Origin of the sequence: Luteimonas fraxinea (assembly GCF_021233355.1) — a bacterium.
Taxonomy (GTDB): domain Bacteria; phylum Pseudomonadota; class Gammaproteobacteria; order Xanthomonadales; family Xanthomonadaceae; genus Luteimonas; species Luteimonas fraxinea.
On the sequence record NZ_CP089507.1, the window covers coordinates 1,463,775 to 1,480,087 of the forward strand.

Annotated in this window: 18 protein-coding genes; 7 read left to right on the forward strand and 11 right to left on the reverse strand. The window is 67.5% G+C overall.

What is annotated here, in order from left to right; genetic code table 11:
- Window positions 1-67: 67 nt before the first annotated feature.
- The 3 genes from LU699_RS06575 to LU699_RS06585 form a co-directional block, all read right to left on the reverse strand.
- A complete protein-coding gene (locus tag LU699_RS06575; protein WP_232133968.1) occupies window positions 68-2,734 on the reverse strand; it encodes a TonB-dependent receptor in 2,667 nt (888 codons plus the stop codon).
- A 198-nt stretch (window positions 2,735-2,932) separates the two neighbouring features.
- A complete protein-coding gene (locus LU699_RS06580; RefSeq protein WP_232133967.1) occupies window positions 2,933-3,256 on the reverse strand; it encodes a DUF3817 domain-containing protein in 324 nt (107 codons plus the stop codon).
- A gap of 93 nt (window positions 3,257-3,349) precedes the next feature.
- Window positions 3,350-4,459 (reverse strand): aldo/keto reductase, encoded by a 1,110-nt coding sequence (locus LU699_RS06585; RefSeq protein WP_232133966.1) that lies wholly within the window; start codon window positions 4,457-4,459, stop codon window positions 3,350-3,352.
- Window positions 4,460-4,572: 113 nt separating this feature from the next.
- Between LU699_RS06585 and LU699_RS06590 the strand changes: the two genes are divergently transcribed.
- Together LU699_RS06590 and LU699_RS06595 are read left to right on the forward strand one after the other, a co-directional pair.
- A complete protein-coding gene (locus LU699_RS06590; RefSeq protein WP_232133965.1) occupies window positions 4,573-5,466 on the forward strand; it encodes a LysR family transcriptional regulator in 894 nt (297 codons plus the stop codon).
- A 128-nt stretch (window positions 5,467-5,594) separates the two neighbouring features.
- Window positions 5,595-5,825 (forward strand): hypothetical protein, encoded by a 231-nt coding sequence (locus tag LU699_RS06595; RefSeq protein WP_232133964.1) that lies wholly within the window; start codon window positions 5,595-5,597, stop codon window positions 5,823-5,825.
- Between the two features lie 26 nt (window positions 5,826-5,851).
- Here LU699_RS06595 and LU699_RS06600 read toward each other — a convergent pair whose 3' ends face one another.
- The 3 genes from LU699_RS06600 to LU699_RS06610 all read right to left on the reverse strand — a co-directional run bounded on the left by LU699_RS06600 (window position 5,852) and on the right by LU699_RS06610 (window position 7,920).
- Window positions 5,852-6,352, reverse strand: a complete 501-nt coding sequence (locus LU699_RS06600; RefSeq protein ID WP_232133963.1) for a hypothetical protein — start codon at window positions 6,350-6,352, stop codon at window positions 5,852-5,854.
- A 141-nt stretch (window positions 6,353-6,493) separates the two neighbouring features.
- Complete coding sequence (locus LU699_RS06605) at window positions 6,494-6,805, reverse strand: hypothetical protein (RefSeq protein ID WP_232149785.1); 312 nt, start codon at window positions 6,803-6,805, stop codon at window positions 6,494-6,496.
- Entirely contained in the window at window positions 6,805-7,920 is a 1,116-nt protein-coding gene (locus LU699_RS06610; protein WP_232134734.1) for an MBL fold metallo-hydrolase, read from the reverse strand. Before LU699_RS06610 ends, LU699_RS06605 begins: the two co-directional genes overlap by 1 nt.
- Before the next feature lie 120 nt (window positions 7,921-8,040).
- On the opposite strand from LU699_RS06610, the gene LU699_RS06615 reads away from it, so the two are divergent.
- Window positions 8,041-8,658: a TetR/AcrR family transcriptional regulator gene (locus tag LU699_RS06615; protein WP_232133961.1), complete on the forward strand. Its 618-nt coding sequence runs from the start codon at window positions 8,041-8,043 to the stop codon at window positions 8,656-8,658.
- A gap of 42 nt (window positions 8,659-8,700) precedes the next feature.
- On the opposite strand, the gene LU699_RS06620 is transcribed toward LU699_RS06615, so the two are convergent.
- From LU699_RS06620 to LU699_RS06625, 3 genes are all read right to left on the reverse strand, one after another.
- Entirely contained in the window at window positions 8,701-9,081 is a 381-nt protein-coding gene (locus tag LU699_RS06620) for a hypothetical protein (RefSeq protein ID WP_232149786.1), read from the reverse strand.
- Window positions 9,082-9,381: 300 nt separating this feature from the next.
- Window positions 9,382-10,077, reverse strand: coding sequence for an alpha/beta hydrolase family protein (locus tag LU699_RS18375; protein WP_327058785.1), 696 nt, complete (start codon window positions 10,075-10,077; stop codon window positions 9,382-9,384).
- Window positions 9,966-11,336 carry a hypothetical protein gene (locus LU699_RS06625; RefSeq protein ID WP_336246143.1) on the reverse strand — a complete coding sequence of 457 codons (1,371 nt, stop codon included), beginning with the start codon at window positions 11,334-11,336 and terminating at the stop codon, window positions 9,966-9,968. Before LU699_RS06625 ends, LU699_RS18375 begins: the two co-directional genes overlap by 112 nt.
- 282 nt (window positions 11,337-11,618) lie before the next feature.
- Here LU699_RS06625 and LU699_RS06630 point away from each other — a divergent pair, with 282 nt between their 5' ends.
- The 3 genes from LU699_RS06630 to LU699_RS06640 all read left to right on the forward strand — a co-directional run bounded on the left by LU699_RS06630 (window position 11,619) and on the right by LU699_RS06640 (window position 13,777).
- The gene (locus LU699_RS06630) at window positions 11,619-11,822 is read left to right on the forward strand and encodes a hypothetical protein (protein WP_232133959.1); all 204 of its coding nucleotides are present in this window, start codon (window positions 11,619-11,621) and stop codon (window positions 11,820-11,822) included.
- Between the two features lie 72 nt (window positions 11,823-11,894).
- Window positions 11,895-12,434 carry a pyridoxamine 5'-phosphate oxidase family protein gene (locus LU699_RS06635; RefSeq protein WP_232133958.1) on the forward strand — a complete coding sequence of 180 codons (540 nt, stop codon included), beginning with the start codon at window positions 11,895-11,897 and terminating at the stop codon, window positions 12,432-12,434.
- A 197-nt stretch (window positions 12,435-12,631) separates the two neighbouring features.
- Complete coding sequence (locus LU699_RS06640; RefSeq protein ID WP_232133957.1) at window positions 12,632-13,777, forward strand: extracellular catalytic domain type 1 short-chain-length polyhydroxyalkanoate depolymerase; 1,146 nt, start codon at window positions 12,632-12,634, stop codon at window positions 13,775-13,777.
- 66 nt (window positions 13,778-13,843) lie between these two features.
- Here LU699_RS06640 and LU699_RS06645 read toward each other — a convergent pair whose 3' ends face one another.
- A complete protein-coding gene (locus LU699_RS06645) occupies window positions 13,844-14,446 on the reverse strand; it encodes a hypothetical protein (protein ID WP_232133956.1) in 603 nt (200 codons plus the stop codon).
- Between the two features lie 165 nt (window positions 14,447-14,611).
- Here LU699_RS06645 and LU699_RS06650 point away from each other — a divergent pair, with 165 nt between their 5' ends.
- Entirely contained in the window at window positions 14,612-14,938 is a 327-nt protein-coding gene (locus tag LU699_RS06650) for a hypothetical protein (RefSeq protein ID WP_232133955.1), read from the forward strand.
- A gap of 27 nt (window positions 14,939-14,965) precedes the next feature.
- Here LU699_RS06650 and LU699_RS06655 read toward each other — a convergent pair whose 3' ends face one another.
- Window positions 14,966-16,294 (reverse strand): S41 family peptidase, encoded by a 1,329-nt coding sequence (locus tag LU699_RS06655; protein ID WP_232133954.1) that lies wholly within the window; start codon window positions 16,292-16,294, stop codon window positions 14,966-14,968.
- Window positions 16,295-16,313: the final 19 nt, after the last annotated feature.

The following is a 16,313-nucleotide window of genomic DNA, read 5'->3' on the forward strand; positions in this document are numbered from 1 at the left end:
CCGGATGCGCGGGCACCCGGTGGCCTGAAGGCGCTGCGTGTCCCGATGCACAGGACACGCCTGTCGATCAGAACTGGTAACGCACCCGCATGCCGTAGGCACGTGCATCGTTGAGAAAGCGGATGTTGAGGCGCGAACCCACGATGGCCTTCTGCGACACGTCGTTGTCGAGCAGGTTGCTGCCGTAGAGCTCGTAGCGCCAGCGACCGTCGAGCGAGGTGATGCCGATGCCCGCATTGAGCGTGACCTCACCGCGCTGGCGGTCCGGGAAGCCCGCTTCGGCCGCGGTTTCCTGCCGCACGAAATCGCCGGCCTGGTCCACGTACACCACGTCGCGATTGTTGTACTGGGTCAGGTAATAGGCCGAGCGGTAGGACGCCAGCAACTGCCAGTCGAGCGAACCGAACGACAGCTCGCGCATGTGCTGCAGGCGCACGTTGCCGGTGAAGCGCGAGGCCAACGGCAACTCGTTGCCGGTCAGGTCGATCAGCGAGGTCACACCACCGGCGCCGTAGTTCTGGCTGCGTGCGTCGCCGACCGTGCCTTCCTTGATTTCGCTGTCGAGAGCCAGCGCATTGATGTGCAGCATGAAGCCCGCGCCGAAGCGGGTCACGCTCTCGGCCTCGATACCGTAGATCGCCGAGCGGCCGATGTTGCGGTTGACCAGCGAGTAGCCGGCCGGCTCACCGTTCGCGTTGAGCGAGATCACCGTCAGGTCCTGGAACACCTGGTCGGTGTAGTCGTAGTAGAACGCGCTGACGTTGAACGAGCCCGGGCGCCCGAACCAGCGATGGCTCATCTTGCTGCCGATCTCGTAGGCCTTGATCGACTCGGGACTGAAGGTCTCGGGAATCACGTTGACGTCGAAGGTGTCGTTGAAGCCGCCGGACTTGTGGCCGGTGGACACCGTGGCGTAGAGCATGTGGTCGTCGGTCAGATCGAACTCGACGCCCGTGCGCCAGTCGTTGAACTGGAAGCGGCTCTCGCCGAACTGCTGCGACGGTATTGCGTTGACCTGGACCCACGGCTGGTACGGGCAGTCGATCGTGTCGCCGCCGATGTCGGGACGATCGACGCAACCGAAGGCGCCTCCGTTCGCCACGCCGCCGATCTGGTCGAGAATCGTGTCGCGCTGGCCGTGCTGCAGGATGCCCTCGAGCAGGAAGCGCGCCTTGTCCGCGTCCGAGGTCAGACCGGTCACGTCGAAGTTCGGACGCTTCATGAAGGCGGGTGCGAAGCCTTCGGTGCCCAGACGTGTCGCGAAGTCGCCGCCCTGGCCCGGCAGACCCAGCGCCCAGTTGCCGCCGATGCCGTAACGCGACTTGGCTTCACGCGTGCGGCGCACGCCGGCCTTCACGCGTGTGCGGTCGTTGACCTCGAATGTGCCGTCGGCGAACAGCGCGGTCGAGCGGCCGTTGACGCGCGGCATCGTGAACTCGGTGCCGGAGAACCAGGTGCCCTTGTCGGCGAGCGACAGGTAACCGACCTGCTGGTCTTCGTTGAAGTGGAAGGCGCCGCCGGTCCACTGGAAGCGGCCATCGCCGTTCGATGACAGCCGCAGCTCGTGCGTGGTCGACTGCGACAGCGTCTCCCAGTACTGGGTCGAGAAGTTGTCGTAGTCGAAACCGTCGGGGTTGCCCGGTCCACGCGGACTGACGTCGCGGCCTTCCCACAGGATGCCTTCGCTGGCGGCGTTGGTCTGGCGGTAGTCCACATCGCGATAGCTGGTGTTGTATTCGGCGACGATCGGGCCGAAGTCGTAGCTCACGTTCGCCATCGCGCCCCAGTTGGTGCTGTCGAGCGTGCCCTGTGCGCCGCGATAGACCACGTTGCGCAGGTCGAGATCGTCGGGCGACAGACCAGGGCTGTCGGGACAGGTATCGGGATCGGCGCTGCCGCAGGCCGCGCTCCAGATATTGGCGCCCGGATAGCCGGTGCCGCCTTCCTTGCCCATGTCCGCCATTGCGAACACGCTGAGCTTGTCGTCGGGCTGGTAGAGGAACGACACGCGACCGCCCTTCTCGTCCTGGATGCCGGCTGGATCGAGGCGCGGATCACCCGCGTTGCGGAACGAGCTGTCCTTCTCGACGCTGTAACCGGCGAAGCGCAGCGCCGCCCAGCCACCGAGGGGCAGATTGATCGCGAACTCGCCGGCCTGATGGTCCCGATTGCCCGCTTCGAGCTGCACGTAGCCGCCGAACTGTTCGAGATCGGGCCGCTTGGTGACGATGTTGAGCGATCCGGCGAGCGCGTTGCGCCCGCGCAAAGTGCCCTGCGGACCTTTGTTGATCTCGACGCGTTCGATGTCGTAGAACATGCCGCCCAGGCCGCGCGGACGCGCGATGTAGGCACCGTTGATGTGCGGCGCGGCGCCTGGATCGCCCAGCTCGGTGTTGTTGGCCGAGCCCACCCCGCGGATGAAGATCTCCAGGTTGCCTTCCTGGTTGGACATGCTCAGGCCCGGCACGACGGTCTGGATGTTGCGCAGTTCGTTGTTGATGCCCAGCGCGCGCGCATCGTCACCGGAGATCGCCTGCGCGGTGCCTGCGTACTTCTGCAGATCCTGCTCGCGGCGTTCGACGGTGACGATCACCGCATCGAGCGTCGACGCCTCGTCGTTCGCGGGCGGCGTGGTCCGAGTGGCGGTGTCCTGCGCGGCAGCGCTGAAGGCCATCGTGGCAAAGGCGAGCGGCGTGAGCGCGAGGCGCAGCCGCGACCGGCGGAGTCGGTCCATGTGTTCCCTCCCCAGGGAGTTTCGAAGCGTTCGGATGCGTGCGGACACACGCGAAGGGCGGGACTTTCGGGCCCGATGACAACGCTGTCAAGTTGCAGGGCAGCAGGGATTCCGGTGATCGAGAAGAAAGTCGAACACGCTGCCGTCGTGCAATTTCGGGAAGAGACGCCTAGAGAAGAGGCCTCGAATAGGTCACGCTCAGTCGCGGGACGCCGACAGCAATCCGCGTCGCCGGAACCACATCTCCACTGGAATGGTCAGCAGCGGCGGGATCGCGGCGAGCAACGCGACCAGCACCGCCCACAGCGGCCAGCGCAGACGGATCCACGCGAACAGGCTGACCGCGAGATAGACCAGGAACGCGACGCCGTGCAGTCGGCCGAAGAACCACACACCAAGCTCGGTGGTCTGCGTGCCGTACTTGAGCAGCATGCCGATCAACAGACCGGCCCAGGTGAGCGCTTCGAAGAACGCCGCGGAGGCGAAGATGCGACCGGTGGTGGACAGCGGACGAGGCGGCATGCGGCGTTCCGTGGATAGGACGATGCAGTGTAGAGGCGCGGGTCGTCACTGCGTGGGGGCGGCGTGCGATGCGACACGCGCCGCGTGGATACGTCAGCGCGCGGCCCACCCGGTCGCGTGCGCGACACCGAACAGCATCTGCGGTGGCAACTGGAAGATGAAGTAGGGATTGATCGACGGCAGCACGCTCGCAGCGTCGAGGCGCGCCTGCTGCGCCGCGGTGAATTCGATATCCAGCGATGCGATGTTCTGGTGCAGCTGCTCGACGCGGCTCGCACCGACCAGCACCGACGAGACGCCAGGCCGACGCGCCGTCCACGCGAGCGCGACCTCGGCCATCGAACGGCCGATCTCGTCGGCCACCGCGCGCACCGCATCGACGATGTCGAAGTTGCGTTCGGTGAACAGCATGCCGCCGAACGGGTTGTCGCCATCGAGGCGGCCGTCGTCATCGCTGCGTTGACCGCCGTCGCCGCTCGCATCACCCGGCAACCGGGAGGCACGCGCGGCATCGGCGAGCTTGTCGCGACTGTATTTACCGGTCAGCAGTCCGCCACCGAGCGGACTCCATGGCACCAGGCCGAGACCGAGCGCATTGCCGGCCGGCAGGATCTCGAGTTCGACGCCGCGATCGAGCAGCGAGTACTGGTATTGCAGGCCGATCGGCACCGGCAGGCCGTGTGCCTGCGCCAGCGTCGCCACACGCGCGACGTACCAGGCCGGTGTGTTCGAGAAGCCGTAATGCAGGATGCGGCCGGACCGCACCGCATCGGTCATCGTCAGCAGCACCTCTTCGGGCGGCGTCAGCCGGTCCCAGACGTGCATCCAGTACACATCGATGTAATCGGTGCGCAAACGCGTCAGCGAACTGTCGAGCGCGGTGCGGATGTTCTTCGCGCCGTTGCCGCCGCCGTGTGCGTTGCCCTGCAAGCGCGGGAAACCGGACTTGGTCGCCAGCACGATGCGGTCGCGCAGGCCGGCATCGGCGATGAAGCCGCCCAGCATCTCCTCGCTGCGCCCGGCCGAATACAGATCCGCGGTGTCGACGAAATTGCCGCCGGCCTCGACGTAGGCATCGAACACGGCGCGCGACGCGGTGGCATCGGTGCCCCAGCGCTCGGTGCCGAAGGTCATCGCGCCCAGCGCGAGCGGGCTCACCAGCAGGCCGGAGCGGCCGAGGCTGCGGTAATGGGTCAGGTCCATGGAGGTCTCCAGTCGTGTCGCCGCGGGGGTGGCGCTCTGCACACAGGCTAGGCGCGACGGCCGCGCAGGATTAGCCGTTGCCGGCCGCATGGGCTTGTGAGCACACTGCAGCAATGCAACGAGGCGAACTCAACGATCTGCTGGCTTTCGCGGCCGTGGCCCGCGCGCGCAGCTTCACCAAGGCCGCGGGCACGCTGGGCATGTCGCCGTCGGCGCTGAGCCATGCGATGCGCGGCCTGGAGACCCGGCTCGGCGTGCGCCTGCTCGCGCGCACCACGCGCAGCGTCGCCCCGACCGAGGCCGGCGAACGCCTGCTGCGTTCCCTGACACCGGCGCTCGCGGAGATCGAACACGGACTGCTGGCGCTGGGCGACTGGCGCGATGCACCGTCGGGCACGGTCCGTATCACGACGTTCGCCTACGCCGCGCAGATGGTGCTCGAACCCAAACTACCCGCGTTCCTGCTGGCCAATCCCGACGTGCGCGTGGAAGTGAGCATCGACAACGGCCTGACCGATCTCGTCGGCGAAGGCTTCGACGCGGGCATCCGCTTCGGCGAACACGTCGACCGCGACATGATCGCCGTGCGCGTCGGTCCCGATCTGCGCACGATCGTCGTCGGCACGCCGGACTACTTCGCCCGCCATGCGCCGCCGGTGTCGCCCGGGGATCTCGATCGCCACGCCTGCATCGGCTACCGGCTCAAGAGCACCGGGGGCCTGCTGCCATGGGAGTTCGAACGCGATGGCCGCGAGTACAACGTGCGCACCCAGGGCCCGCTGGTCGTCGACGAAGTGCCGCTGACGCTGGCCGCCGTGCGGGCTGGTGTGGGCCTGGGTTACGTGATGGACCACGAGGTCGCCGACGATCTCGCCGCCGGACGTCTGGTGCAGGTACTCGACGCGTGGTGCCCGACGTTTCCCGGCTACCACCTCTATCACCCGAGCCGCCGGCAGACACCGCCGGCGTTGCGGGCGCTGATCGATGCGTTGCGGCACATGGACTGACGCATCGAGGCTGCGCAGCGGCGGAATCACGGCATGAACGTTTCGCTTTCCGACGCATGCGGCGGGTCACGTGCGGCTCACCGCATCCTCGCCACCCTGTCGATCCCCACCCGATCGATGGAGTCGCCATGAAGATGTTGAGGATCGTTGCCGCTGGCGCGGCAAGCTATTTCGCGTTCCGCGCGTGGAAGCGCAAGCGTGATGCACAGACCGTGCTGCCGCAGCAGGACCTGCGATCGTTGCCGGACGCAGGCGCGCGCACCGCACCGCACGGCGATCCGCTGATCGCCGACGAAGACCTCGATACGTCGGTGCCGCGCAGCACCTCGCATTCGAGTCCGGGATTCGGCGCGCCCTGAGCCGCGGGTGCGCGCGTGCAGCAGCGTCAGGGCATATAGATCCAGTTCTGCGCCTCGCCGCCGTGATCGCGCACCCGCCAGAACGCGCGCGACAGATGGCCTGTTGCACGCGTGCGTGACAACAGTCGACCGCCGATCTTCGCGGTCGATGTCGCCTCGACCAACGCACGACGGCCACCCGGCGCCAGTTCGATCCGGGTGATCTCGTAACTGATATCCACTGCCAGCAGCCCGCCGGTATGCGCAGACACCGACTGCAGGGCCGCCAGGCCGTCCCGCGCATTGCGGCACGTCTCGTCGCGCCGTGTGTCCCGCCGCTCGTGGGTGCCAGCGACGTAGTACACGCCCTGGAGGCGATAGTCCTTGGCCATCGAATCGCAGAGCGCATCGCCGTCGAACCGGCGCGTCGCCTCCAGCTGTGATTGCACGTGCGCACGCACGTCCGATTCGGAAATGCGGTGCCCGTGTTCGTACGCCAACACGCCACCGACGACCAGGGCCATGCCCAGCAACAGAATTCTGATCACGTTCGAGTCCTTTCGAAAATCCAGTGTGCGCGTCCCGCGGGACGCCATTCGCACCGACGTATTCCGTGTGGTGCCTGGCCGGAATCCTAGATCAAGGATGCGATGTTTTCCATGACCCGCACGCAGGCATGCGAGGCGCTCTTACGGTCCGCGGGCGCCGCCCTCCGGCGTCTGGTCAGGAGCGCACTGCAACTGCGCCGTCGCGCGGTCTGACGCGTCATCCATCTGCCGCTGCCACTGCTGACCCATTCGCGATTTCTGCAAACGCGACATCGCCTTGCGAAGCGCATCGCCGCCGTTGTGCAACGAATCCAACAACGCCTCGACCGGTGCACGCGGCGCGTCCCCGGTGCGGGCACCCAGCTGCAGCGCGATGGACGCCAGCGTCTTCTGCCACTCCGAAACCCGTGTCGGTGGCATCGGCCTGGCGCTGCGCACCCATCGATGCTGCATCACTCGCGCCGCATCTCCCGCCACCAAGCGCTGCCGGGTTGCGGCGCGGTCAGGTCGACACGCTCGCCCATGCGCGGTGTCGCGAGGCGCACGTACCGCTCGGCAGCGATCGCGCTGACGCGCTCGAACGGGTCGTCCCAGGCGTGCATCGCCAGATCGAAGGTGCCGTTGTGCACCGGCAGCAACACGCGCGCCTGCAGGTCGACGTGCGCCTGCACGGTCTGCTCTGGCTGCATGTGCACGAAGGCCCAGCGACGGTCATAGGCGCCGGTCTCCAGCGCCGCGACATCGAACGGTCCGAAGCGGCGGCCGATCTCGGCGAAGCCGTCGAAGTAACCGGTGTCGCCGCTGAAGAAGAGTTTCAGGCCGGCGTCATCTGCGGCGTTCGAGGGATCCTCGATCACCCACGACGCCCACAGCGTGCGATCGGAATCGAACAGGCCGCGACCGGAGAAATGCTGCGCCGGCGTCGCGGTGAAGCGCAGGCCGTCGATCTCGGCCGACTGCCACCAGTCGAACTGCCGCACCTTGGCCTGCGGCACACCCCATGCGACGAGACGGTCGCCGACGCCGAGCGGGGCGAGGAAGACCTCGGTGCGCTGCGCCAGCGCGACGACGGTTTCGCGATCGAGATGGTCGTAATGGTCGTGCGACAGCACGACGCCCCGCAGCGGCGGCAGATCCTCGAGCGCGATCGGCGGCGCGTGCCAACGTTTCGGCCCGGCGAACGACACCGGCGAGGCGCGTTCGGCGAACACCGGATCGGTGATCCAGAACCCGCCACGCAGCTTGATCAGCAGCGTCGAATGGCCGAGGCGATACAGGCTGCGGTCCGGTGCGGCGTCGAGCGCGGCGCGCGTCATCGGCAGCACCGGCGTGGGCAGCGGTGGCGTGGTGCCGCCGGGCTTGTTGAACATGAAATCCCACCACAGCTTCGCGCCATTCGCGAAGCCCATCGGCGGCCGCGGCTGCGGATTGCGGAAACGGCCCTCGGCCGATTGCGGCGAGGCCACATGGTCGGCAACGGGCTGGCTGGTACGGACGAACGACAGGGTGCAGGCACTCACGGCGAGGACTCCGAAAAGGAACAGGATCGACAGGACCAGGCGACGCAGGATCCGGCGGCGTGGCGTGGCGGAGGAAGACGCAGGCATTCGAGGATCCATGGCAGGAACTACACCGTGCAGTGTAGTTATCGAATCCGGAAAGTAAACCCCCCGGTGTAAACTTGCGGAATGCCCGGATCCGACGACACGCCCACCCGCCTGACCGACCGCAAGCACGCGGCGATCCTCGATGCCGCCGTGGCCGAATTCCGCGCCGCCGGTTTCGAGGCGACCACAATGGACCGCATCGCCGCGGCCGCCGGCGTGTCCAAGCGCACCGTCTACAACCACTTCCCGAGCAAGGACGCGCTGTTCCTGCGCATCCTCGAAGAGATGTTCGCGCGTGGCGTCGGCGGCCCCGATCTCGCCTACCGCGCCGACCGGCCGCTGCGCGCGCAGCTGTTCGAACTGGTCGACCAGAAGCTGCGCCTGCTCGACGATCCGCATTTCGTCGATCTCGCCCGCGTCGCCATCGCGGCCGGCCTGCACTCGCCCGAACTCGCGCGGCAGATGCTCGAACGTCTCGGCGACCGCGAGGAAGGCATCACCACCTGGGTGCGCGCCGCCGCCGCCGATGGCCGACTGAAGATCGACGATCCGCTGTTCGCCTCGCACCAGCTGCAGTCGCTGGTGAAGGGCTTCGCGTTCTGGCCGCAGATGTCGATGGGTCAACCTGCACTCGATGCCGCGCAGCAGCGCCAGGTCGCCGAAGGGGCGGTCGACATGTTCCTCGCGCGCTACGGCTGAGACCGCCGGTTACGACGCGCTGCATGCGCGTGGGCGGATCGCCTAAGCGTCGACGGGCCCGTAGCGCAGCCACAGGCTGGCCATGCGGGCGTCTTCGAACACGCGCGCATCGAGACCCGCGCCCATCGCCGACAGCACGCAGTACTCGACGGTGTCGAGACCGTGCGGCTTCACGTGCGCGATCCGCAGGCGTCCAAGTCGCGGACCGAGCTCACTCACGAGCCGGACCCACTCGCCCGCGGTCAGCGCGGGCCCGATCAGTTCGTCCACCAGCAGCAGCGACTGCGCGGGTTGCTGTTCGACCGCCTCGGCGATCGCGTGCCAGTACGCCATCGTGTGGGCGAACGTCGCATCGCCGCGCACATGCACGTGGAGGAGCGATTGCGGCTGACGACGCACTTCGATCTGCAAGTCGTTCTGCATCTGGGCCTCCAAGTCGAAGTGCGGGACTTGCGCTTGCGGGACGCACGAACGGTGGATCGCCTCCATTAGAGCCCTGGCGCACGCGATCGATGTGAAATCGTGGAGGCAGCGGTGTCAGCCGCAGGACTTCGCGGCCGGAAAATGCGGGCTGCAAACGCGTGGGTCGGTCGCGCCGTCGTCAATAGATACGGCGCGCTCGGCGGGATCCGGCCAGACAGCTGCGTTCTGGACGAAGCACGACAGGATCGTGTGCCGTTCCGCGCGCGCTGTCGCTCTCGCGCAGCGCCTCTTTCGAACTGCCTACTTCGCGACCGCGCCGCCCAGATGGGTCGACAAGAATCCCAGCAGCCGCGTGTAGAACTCGCGTCGATGCGGTTCGGTGTAGAAGCCGTGTCCCTCGTTCGGGTAGTACAGCGTCTCTACCGGCATCCCATTACGCTTGAGTGCACGCTCCATGCGCTGACTGTGCGCCAGCGGGGCGCGCAGGTCCTGCCCACCGGCCGCAAGGAACACCGGGATGCGGATCCGGTCGGCGAGCGTGATCGGCGAGCGCGCGGCCAGGGTGTTGCGCGCACCCATCCATTCGCTCGCCCAGGTGCGGCCGGAGCGGCTGCCGGCCGACTGCTCGCGATGGAGCATTTCCAGGTCGTAGACACCGACGTAGCCGACCGCACACCGGTAGAGATCCGGTTCGCGCGCCGCGCCCATCAGCGCCGCATAGGCACCGTAGCTCGCGCCGTAGATGCAGATTCGGTCCGCCTGCGCGATACCGCTCTCGACCGCCCAGCGGGTGGCGTCGGTGAGATCGTCCTGCATCGCGGCGCCCCACTCCTGCGCGCCGGCATCGAGGTGCGCCCGGCCGTAATTGCCCGAGCCCCGGTAGTTCACGCGCAGCACCGCATAGCCGGCGGCTGCGAGCACCTGGCCGTCCTCGTCGTAGGCCCACTGGTCGAATACCCCGAACGGCCCGCCATGCGGCAGGACGACCAGCGGCACCGGGCCGGTCGTGCGCGCGGCACGGTCAGGTAGCCATGGATCTGGCGGCCGTCGCGCGCGGCGAAGGACACCTCGCGGCTGGCGAGCATGTCCGCCGGATGCAGCCATTCGCGCTGCGCGAAGATCCGGCTGCCGGTTTTGGCCACGGTGTCGAACAGGAAGTAGTCGCCGCTGTTGCGATCACTCCACAGAGACACCAGCGCCAGGCGGCCGTCGCCACTGGTCGACGTGATGCGGATCGCGTCGCCATCGAAGGCAGGTTCCAGACTGCGATACAGACGTGCGGTTGGATGCGCGTTGTCGAAGAACCGGTTGCGCACGCGATCGGTCATGAACGATGCGCCGATCGGCGTGCGTCCGTCGAGCGCGTAGAGAATGCCGTACGGGTCGACCTTCGCGTCGCGCAGCAGCTCCGTATAGCGGTCGGTGACGGGATCCCAGAACACGATCGCATCCGGCCCATCGGGTTGTTCGACCTGCAGATACGCCACACGGCCGTCGTCGGAGAACCCCAGCGCGTAGGCATTCCGGGCAGTCGATGCGGTTGCGTCGATCTGCCGCCACGGACTGTCGTCGTCGTCGCGATAGAACAGTTTCTGCACGTTGTCGGCATTCGCGCCGGACGCGAAGCGCACGCGGCCTTGCGCGTCGGCCAGGAACGTCGCGCGTCGCACGGGCACCATCGCCACCAGGTCGCGCCGGCCGGTGTAGATGTCGAGCCGCTCCACGCGCACGTTGGGATCGCTGGTCTGCGGGACCGCCGATACCAGCACCTTGCGACTGTCGCCGGGCAACGTGTCGAACAGGTAGACCGACGGCTCGAGCAGCAACTGGACCGTGGTATCCAATGGCCCGCGCGCGCCATAGGGGCTGGCCAGCAATCGCGGATGGCTGCCGTCGGCATTCACCGCATGCAGTTCACCGATCGAGCTCGGCTGGTCGCGCGACCCACGCTTGCTGGCGAGCGAGACCACGATGCGCTCGTCGTTCGCCCACCAGAAATCCTCGACCACCGAATCGCGCTTGCCGATCACCTTGGCCGTCGGCACGTTGTCGGATGCACGCACCACCGCGAGCGCGGTCCGGTCTTCGAGTGCGGTGATCACCGCGTAGTAGTCGCCGTCCGGTGAAATCTTCACCCGCTGGAACTGCGGTTGCCGCAGATACGGCGCCAGATCCACCGCAGGTGGCTGCGCCCATACCACGACCGGCACGATGCACAGCAGCACCCCGCACACACGACGCATCCAACGCGCCATAACGCCCCCCTGTCCTGATTTTCCCCGCAAGCATCTTGGCGACACGGCCAGGCGGTGTCCATGCCTCGGCCCGCGCGGTTTTCACAGACAGATGCGTCTGGCGACATGAAGCCCGCCTGTCGATGCGCTGGCCCATCGCAAATGAATGCCGTTGCATCGCTCCGGATTCACGGCATCAGGCGCAGCGTCCCGATTCCACGCAGGCCGCCAGATCTGGATGGCCTGCGTGCTCGCTCCGATACCCACCCGCGCTCACCCCACAACCCGATACAGGACATCTCCATGGGACTTCTCAGAATCGCCGCCGTCGGTGCACTTGGTTACTTCGCGTATCAGGCCTGGCAGCGCCGTTCGTCTGCTGCACTCGAGATCGAAGAGGACACGCCGTCGAGCACCGACCGCCCGCTGGTCACCAACGTCTCCGACGATGCCAACCGCACGTCCTACGACGAGGCGACATCGACGCCGGGCACCAGCGCGCACTGACGCGTCCATCCACCGCGCCTTGTGCTGACCACTGCAACGCGCGGCTTCGCACCACATCTTCCGGAGAGACCGATGGATTCGATCAACCGCAACCAGCCCGAACACAACCGCGAGGACCTCGCCGGCACCGATGCGGCCGCGCGCATCCGCGAGATGACTAAGGATGCCGAATCGTGCTTCTTCTGCACCACGCCGCTGTCCGGCAGCGAGACCGGCGGCACGCGGCCGATGGCGATCGAAGAGGCCGACGCATCCGGCGCGCTCTGGTTCCTCAGTGCGTCCGACAGTCACAAGAATGCCGAGATCGAGGCCGATCCTGCCGTGCGCCTGTACTTCCAGGCGTCGAAGCATTCCGGCTTTCTCGCCCTTGATGGCCACGCAACGATCAGCCGTGATCGCCAGCGCATAGAGGACCTGTGGAACCCGATCATGAAAACCTGGTTCACCGAGGGCAAGGACGACCCGCGCATCACCGTGATCCAGGTGAAGCCGACCGGCGGCTATTACTGGGACAACAAGCACGGCGATTTCGTCGCCGCGTCGAAGATGGTCGTCGGTGCCGCGATCGGCAAGACGCTCGACGATTCGATCGAAGGCCGCGTCTCGCCCTGATCGACCTGCGCGGAGCGGGGACCGAACCCGCTCCGTCGCTTTGGCGCTGCATCCCGCGTCATCCGTTCAGGCCCGGCGCTGCACCGCATCATCGCGCTCACACGCCCGATCGTAGGCTGCACATGCGGACTCCCCCTCTCCGCATGGCGCCTCTCTTGAAATCCTTCAGTTCCCTGTTCCGTCGGCATGCGCCGGCGATGACCGCACTGGTTCCGAAATCCGTGCTCGCCCGCGGCACTGCGGGTGCGCAGCAGATCCAGACCACCATCCAGGATGCGCTGTCGTCCGCCGGCATCCACGCCGACGGCAATGCGACCGGCGTGCAGAAGACGATCCAGGACGCGCTGCAGCAGGCCGGTCTGTTGTCGCCGGACGCGCCGGCATCCTCGCAGACGTCGTCTTCAGATGCGGCGCCCGCACCGGATCAGGCGACAGCGCACCTGCATGGCGCTGAGCCGACCACGCGTACCGCGCGCGGCACGACCACCGAACACAGCTACAGCAACCACGCCGGCACGCGCAGCTACACCTTGTACGTGCCGCCGGGGCTCGATGCGGCCGATGCGGCCGTCGCGCCGCTGATGATGATGCTGCACGGCTGCACGCAGACGCCTGCGGATTTCGCGGCCGGTACGCGCATGAATGCCCTCGCCGATGCCCACGGTGTGATCGTGGTGTACCCGGCGCAGACCGCGCGCGACAACGGGCAGAAATGCTGGAACTGGTTCCGCAGCGAAGACCAGACGCGTGACGCCGGCGAGCCCGCGATCCTGGCCGGTATCGTCGACGACGTCGCCCGGAATCACCGCGTGGATACGCGCCGCGTCTATGTCGCCGGCCTGTCCGCTGGCGCGGCGATGGCCGTGATCCTCGGCCGCACGTATCCGGACAGGTTCGCCGCCGTCGGCGCACATTCGGGTCTGCCCTTCGCCGCGGCGACCGACGTGCCCGGCGCATTCGCCGCAATGCAGGGCCGCAGCAAGCGGCCTGAAACGCGCCCCGAGGGCGATGCGCAGCGCGTGCCGACGATCGTCGTGCACGGCACCGCCGACCACACCGTGCGGCCCGACAACGGCAGCGCGATCGTGGCCGATGCCACGGCCGGCAACACGACCGTCGCGCCGCTGCGCGCCGAGCTGTCGGGCACCACGAAGATCAACGGCCGCGAGTGCACGCACACCGCCTTCGTCGATGCCGAAGGTCGAGTTCGTGTCGAACACGTGCTGATCGCCGGCGCGGGCCATGCGTGGAGCGGCGGCGATCCGTCAGGCAGCCATACCGATGCCAAGGGACCGGATGCGTCAGCGCTGATCCTCGCGTTCTGTCTGCGTCACAAGCACTGACATCATCAGGGCAGCCGAAGCTGCCCTGATGTGCTGCGTGACATCTGCGTTGCTATCGCTGCGACATCAGGGCCCGCACTGCCAGCGGCCTTCGATCGTGCGGCTGGCGCCATCGGCGCGCAGATAGGTCAGCGTCGCCGGACGCGGCGGCGACTCGCCACCGCCGATCGCCGCGCCGGTTTCTTCGATGCGGATCGTCTTGCCCTGACCAGTGAATGTCGGGTTCTGCGTCATGCCGTCGAAGCCACCCGGCGCGCGCACGGGTTCGACATACCCGGCGACTTTGACGACGCCCTGCGCGGGATCCTGCGAACCGACGACGCCCATCGCGTGCAGCAATGGCTGCTGACCGTCCTCCGAAAAACTGCAGGCCAGTTCGCCCGACAGATTCGCGCCGGTCAGATCGGCCTCGCTCAAGGTGTCGAGCACGATCTCAGAGCCGTCGCCCCCTACGGTGCCGCTCGCCGCAACCGGTGCAGGTGTCACAGGCTCGGGCGCAACTTCGTCGGCAGCAGTCGGCGTCGGCGCGATCGCAGGCGCGTCGACTGAAGGTTCGGCTGCGTCGTCGGCGGGCGAACACGCGGCGAGCAACGCGGTCGAGAACACCGCGACGGCGAGCGCCTTCGCGATGGATGAGGGCTCGAGCGCAGCGGATTTCGTCTGGGACATGCGGACCTCGTACGTTGCGGCCGCGCATCACATCCACGGCCCGGAACACCGATCCTCGCCGCGCACGCCTTCGCATTCCGTGAAGCGCGCATCGCAGCACGCATGCGTCCAGCACACGATGTCCGTGCCTAGACTCGCGCACCACCACACCCCATCGCACTTCGCATGCCGCAACTGCGCACACCCGACGGCCGTTATCTGATCGTGCGCGGTCGACTGTGGCGCACCAGCAATCCCGAGCTGCCGGAGGCGGAACGTCAGCGCCTCGTCGACGCGTTGATGGACGCGCGCCGCGCGGTGAAAGCTGCAAAGCAGGCGGATGACGCAGATGCGCTGACGCAGGCGCGCCGCGACGTCGACACCGCCAAGCACGCACTCGGCGAACGCGGCCCGGTGTGGTGGACCGACGGCACGCCGGACTACAACCGGCACCTGGTCAGGAATTCGCCGTATGCGGACTGGTACGCAGAGCAGGCGCAGCCGCGCACCTGATTCGACTCGACATCCCGCAATTCGCGCTCAACGACGCTGCGATTTCAGCCAGTCCGCGGCGATGTCGATCGCGTCCTGCGAGGCCTCCACTGGAACTTCCGGTGGAACGCCGTCCGGATACGCCTGTCCCGCGCGATCGGCGAACACTGCAGTCGTGAGCATCAGCACGCTGCCATCGGGCAGAGGGAACGTCTGGTTCGAGGTCGCGAGTCCGGCGGTGGTCTGTCCGAAGAATCGCGTCATGACGCGCCCCTTGAATGCGATCGCCACCGCTTCGCCCGAACTCGCGGTGCCCGGCCCGATGAGCACCGCCACCGGACTGCGTGCAAGGTCCGCACTGCAGGCATCGATCGGCCGGGGCTTCCACGCGCTCGACGCGCCTGCACGGTCTTTGAAGGCGCCGATGTGCACATCACCCAGCAAGGGACGCAAGCCGGCGAGCATCGGCCACATCGCGCCGCCACCATTCCCGCGCAGATCGACGATCCAGCCCGACGACGCTGCAGCGCCGTGCGATGCGATGGCCTGGCACAGGGCGGTGCTGAAGACCCGGCCGGCCTCGCGATCCGATCCACGCACACCCGGCACCCGCACGTAGCCCACGTCATCGCGCACATGCGCTTCGATCGGCTGCGTGGCGACGGCGTCGGCGCGATAGTCCGCTGCCGCACGCCTGGGCAGGAGTGCGCTGTGCCCATCACCGAGCGCTTCGAGCACCGCGTCGATGTGGGCATGCGCCTCCTGCGGGGGCGCGTCTTTCAGCGCAGGCGTCAATCGACGTGACTGCGCCGCCCAGTCGACCTGTCCGGTGTGGAGCGCATGCGCCCGGATCGTCGAGATCGCCGTGTCCAGCAGCGTGTAGGCAGAGCCTGTGTCCGGCGCCGCATCCAATGCCTTCAGTCTCAATGCACTGGCGCGAAGAGCACCCGGCGCCTGAAGGGTGATGCCGAACTTCAGGTGCGTCGCGGACGGCGGGATGTACAGCTGCAGCGTGCGCGGCTGCGCGCTGTTCTGCAGCGTGACAGGACGGCTGCCCGTGCTGGAGAACGCGAGACGCCCGCCAGGACCGTCCGCACGCAACCACAGCGCTGCTGCGCCCACACCTTGCGTGACTTCGAGCATGCCCGACAGCTCGACCTCGCGACCGCGGAACGCCGTCGCATCCAGAGACGTGATCGCGCCGGATCCCGACGGGCCTGCCGTTTCGGTCGACAGTGCCAATGCCGCACCGTCCGGTCCGAGCGGATCGCCCGAGGCCTGCACGACCGACGTCGGGTGCATCGGCGCCCACGACACCGCGGCGTGCGCAGCGCCGCTCCACAACACGAGCGCAAGCAGACATCCTGTCCGACGCATCCGGTGGCCATTCCTGTGT

Bases quoted from the DNA above. Each gene is read 5' to 3' on its own strand.
- LU699_RS06575 (WP_232133968.1), bottom strand. From the start codon at position 2,734: ATGGACCGACTCCGCCGGTCGCGGCTGCGCCTCGCGCTCACGCCGCTC.
- LU699_RS06580 (WP_232133967.1), bottom strand. From the start codon at position 3,256: ATGCCGCCTCGTCCGCTGTCCACCACCGGTCGCATCTTCGCCTCCGCG.
- LU699_RS06585 (WP_232133966.1), bottom strand. From the start codon at position 4,459: ATGGACCTGACCCATTACCGCAGCCTCGGCCGCTCCGGCCTGCTGGTG.
- LU699_RS06590 (WP_232133965.1), top strand. From the start codon at position 4,573: ATGCAACGAGGCGAACTCAACGATCTGCTGGCTTTCGCGGCCGTGGCC.
- LU699_RS06595 (WP_232133964.1), top strand. From the start codon at position 5,595: ATGAAGATGTTGAGGATCGTTGCCGCTGGCGCGGCAAGCTATTTCGCG.
- LU699_RS06605 (WP_232149785.1), bottom strand. From the start codon at position 6,805: ATGCAGCATCGATGGGTGCGCAGCGCCAGGCCGATGCCACCGACACGG.
- LU699_RS06615 (WP_232133961.1), top strand. From the start codon at position 8,041: ATGCCCGGATCCGACGACACGCCCACCCGCCTGACCGACCGCAAGCAC.
- LU699_RS06620 (WP_232149786.1), bottom strand. From the start codon at position 9,081: ATGCAGAACGACTTGCAGATCGAAGTGCGTCGTCAGCCGCAATCGCTC.
- LU699_RS06625 (WP_336246143.1), bottom strand. From the start codon at position 11,336: ATGGCGCGTTGGATGCGTCGTGTGTGCGGGGTGCTGCTGTGCATCGTG.
- LU699_RS06630 (WP_232133959.1), top strand. From the start codon at position 11,619: ATGGGACTTCTCAGAATCGCCGCCGTCGGTGCACTTGGTTACTTCGCG.
- LU699_RS06635 (WP_232133958.1), top strand. From the start codon at position 11,895: ATGGATTCGATCAACCGCAACCAGCCCGAACACAACCGCGAGGACCTC.
- LU699_RS06640 (WP_232133957.1), top strand. From the start codon at position 12,632: ATGACCGCACTGGTTCCGAAATCCGTGCTCGCCCGCGGCACTGCGGGT.
- LU699_RS06645 (WP_232133956.1), bottom strand. From the start codon at position 14,446: ATGTCCCAGACGAAATCCGCTGCGCTCGAGCCCTCATCCATCGCGAAG.
- LU699_RS06650 (WP_232133955.1), top strand. From the start codon at position 14,612: ATGCCGCAACTGCGCACACCCGACGGCCGTTATCTGATCGTGCGCGGT.
- LU699_RS06655 (WP_232133954.1), bottom strand. From the start codon at position 16,294: ATGCGTCGGACAGGATGTCTGCTTGCGCTCGTGTTGTGGAGCGGCGCT.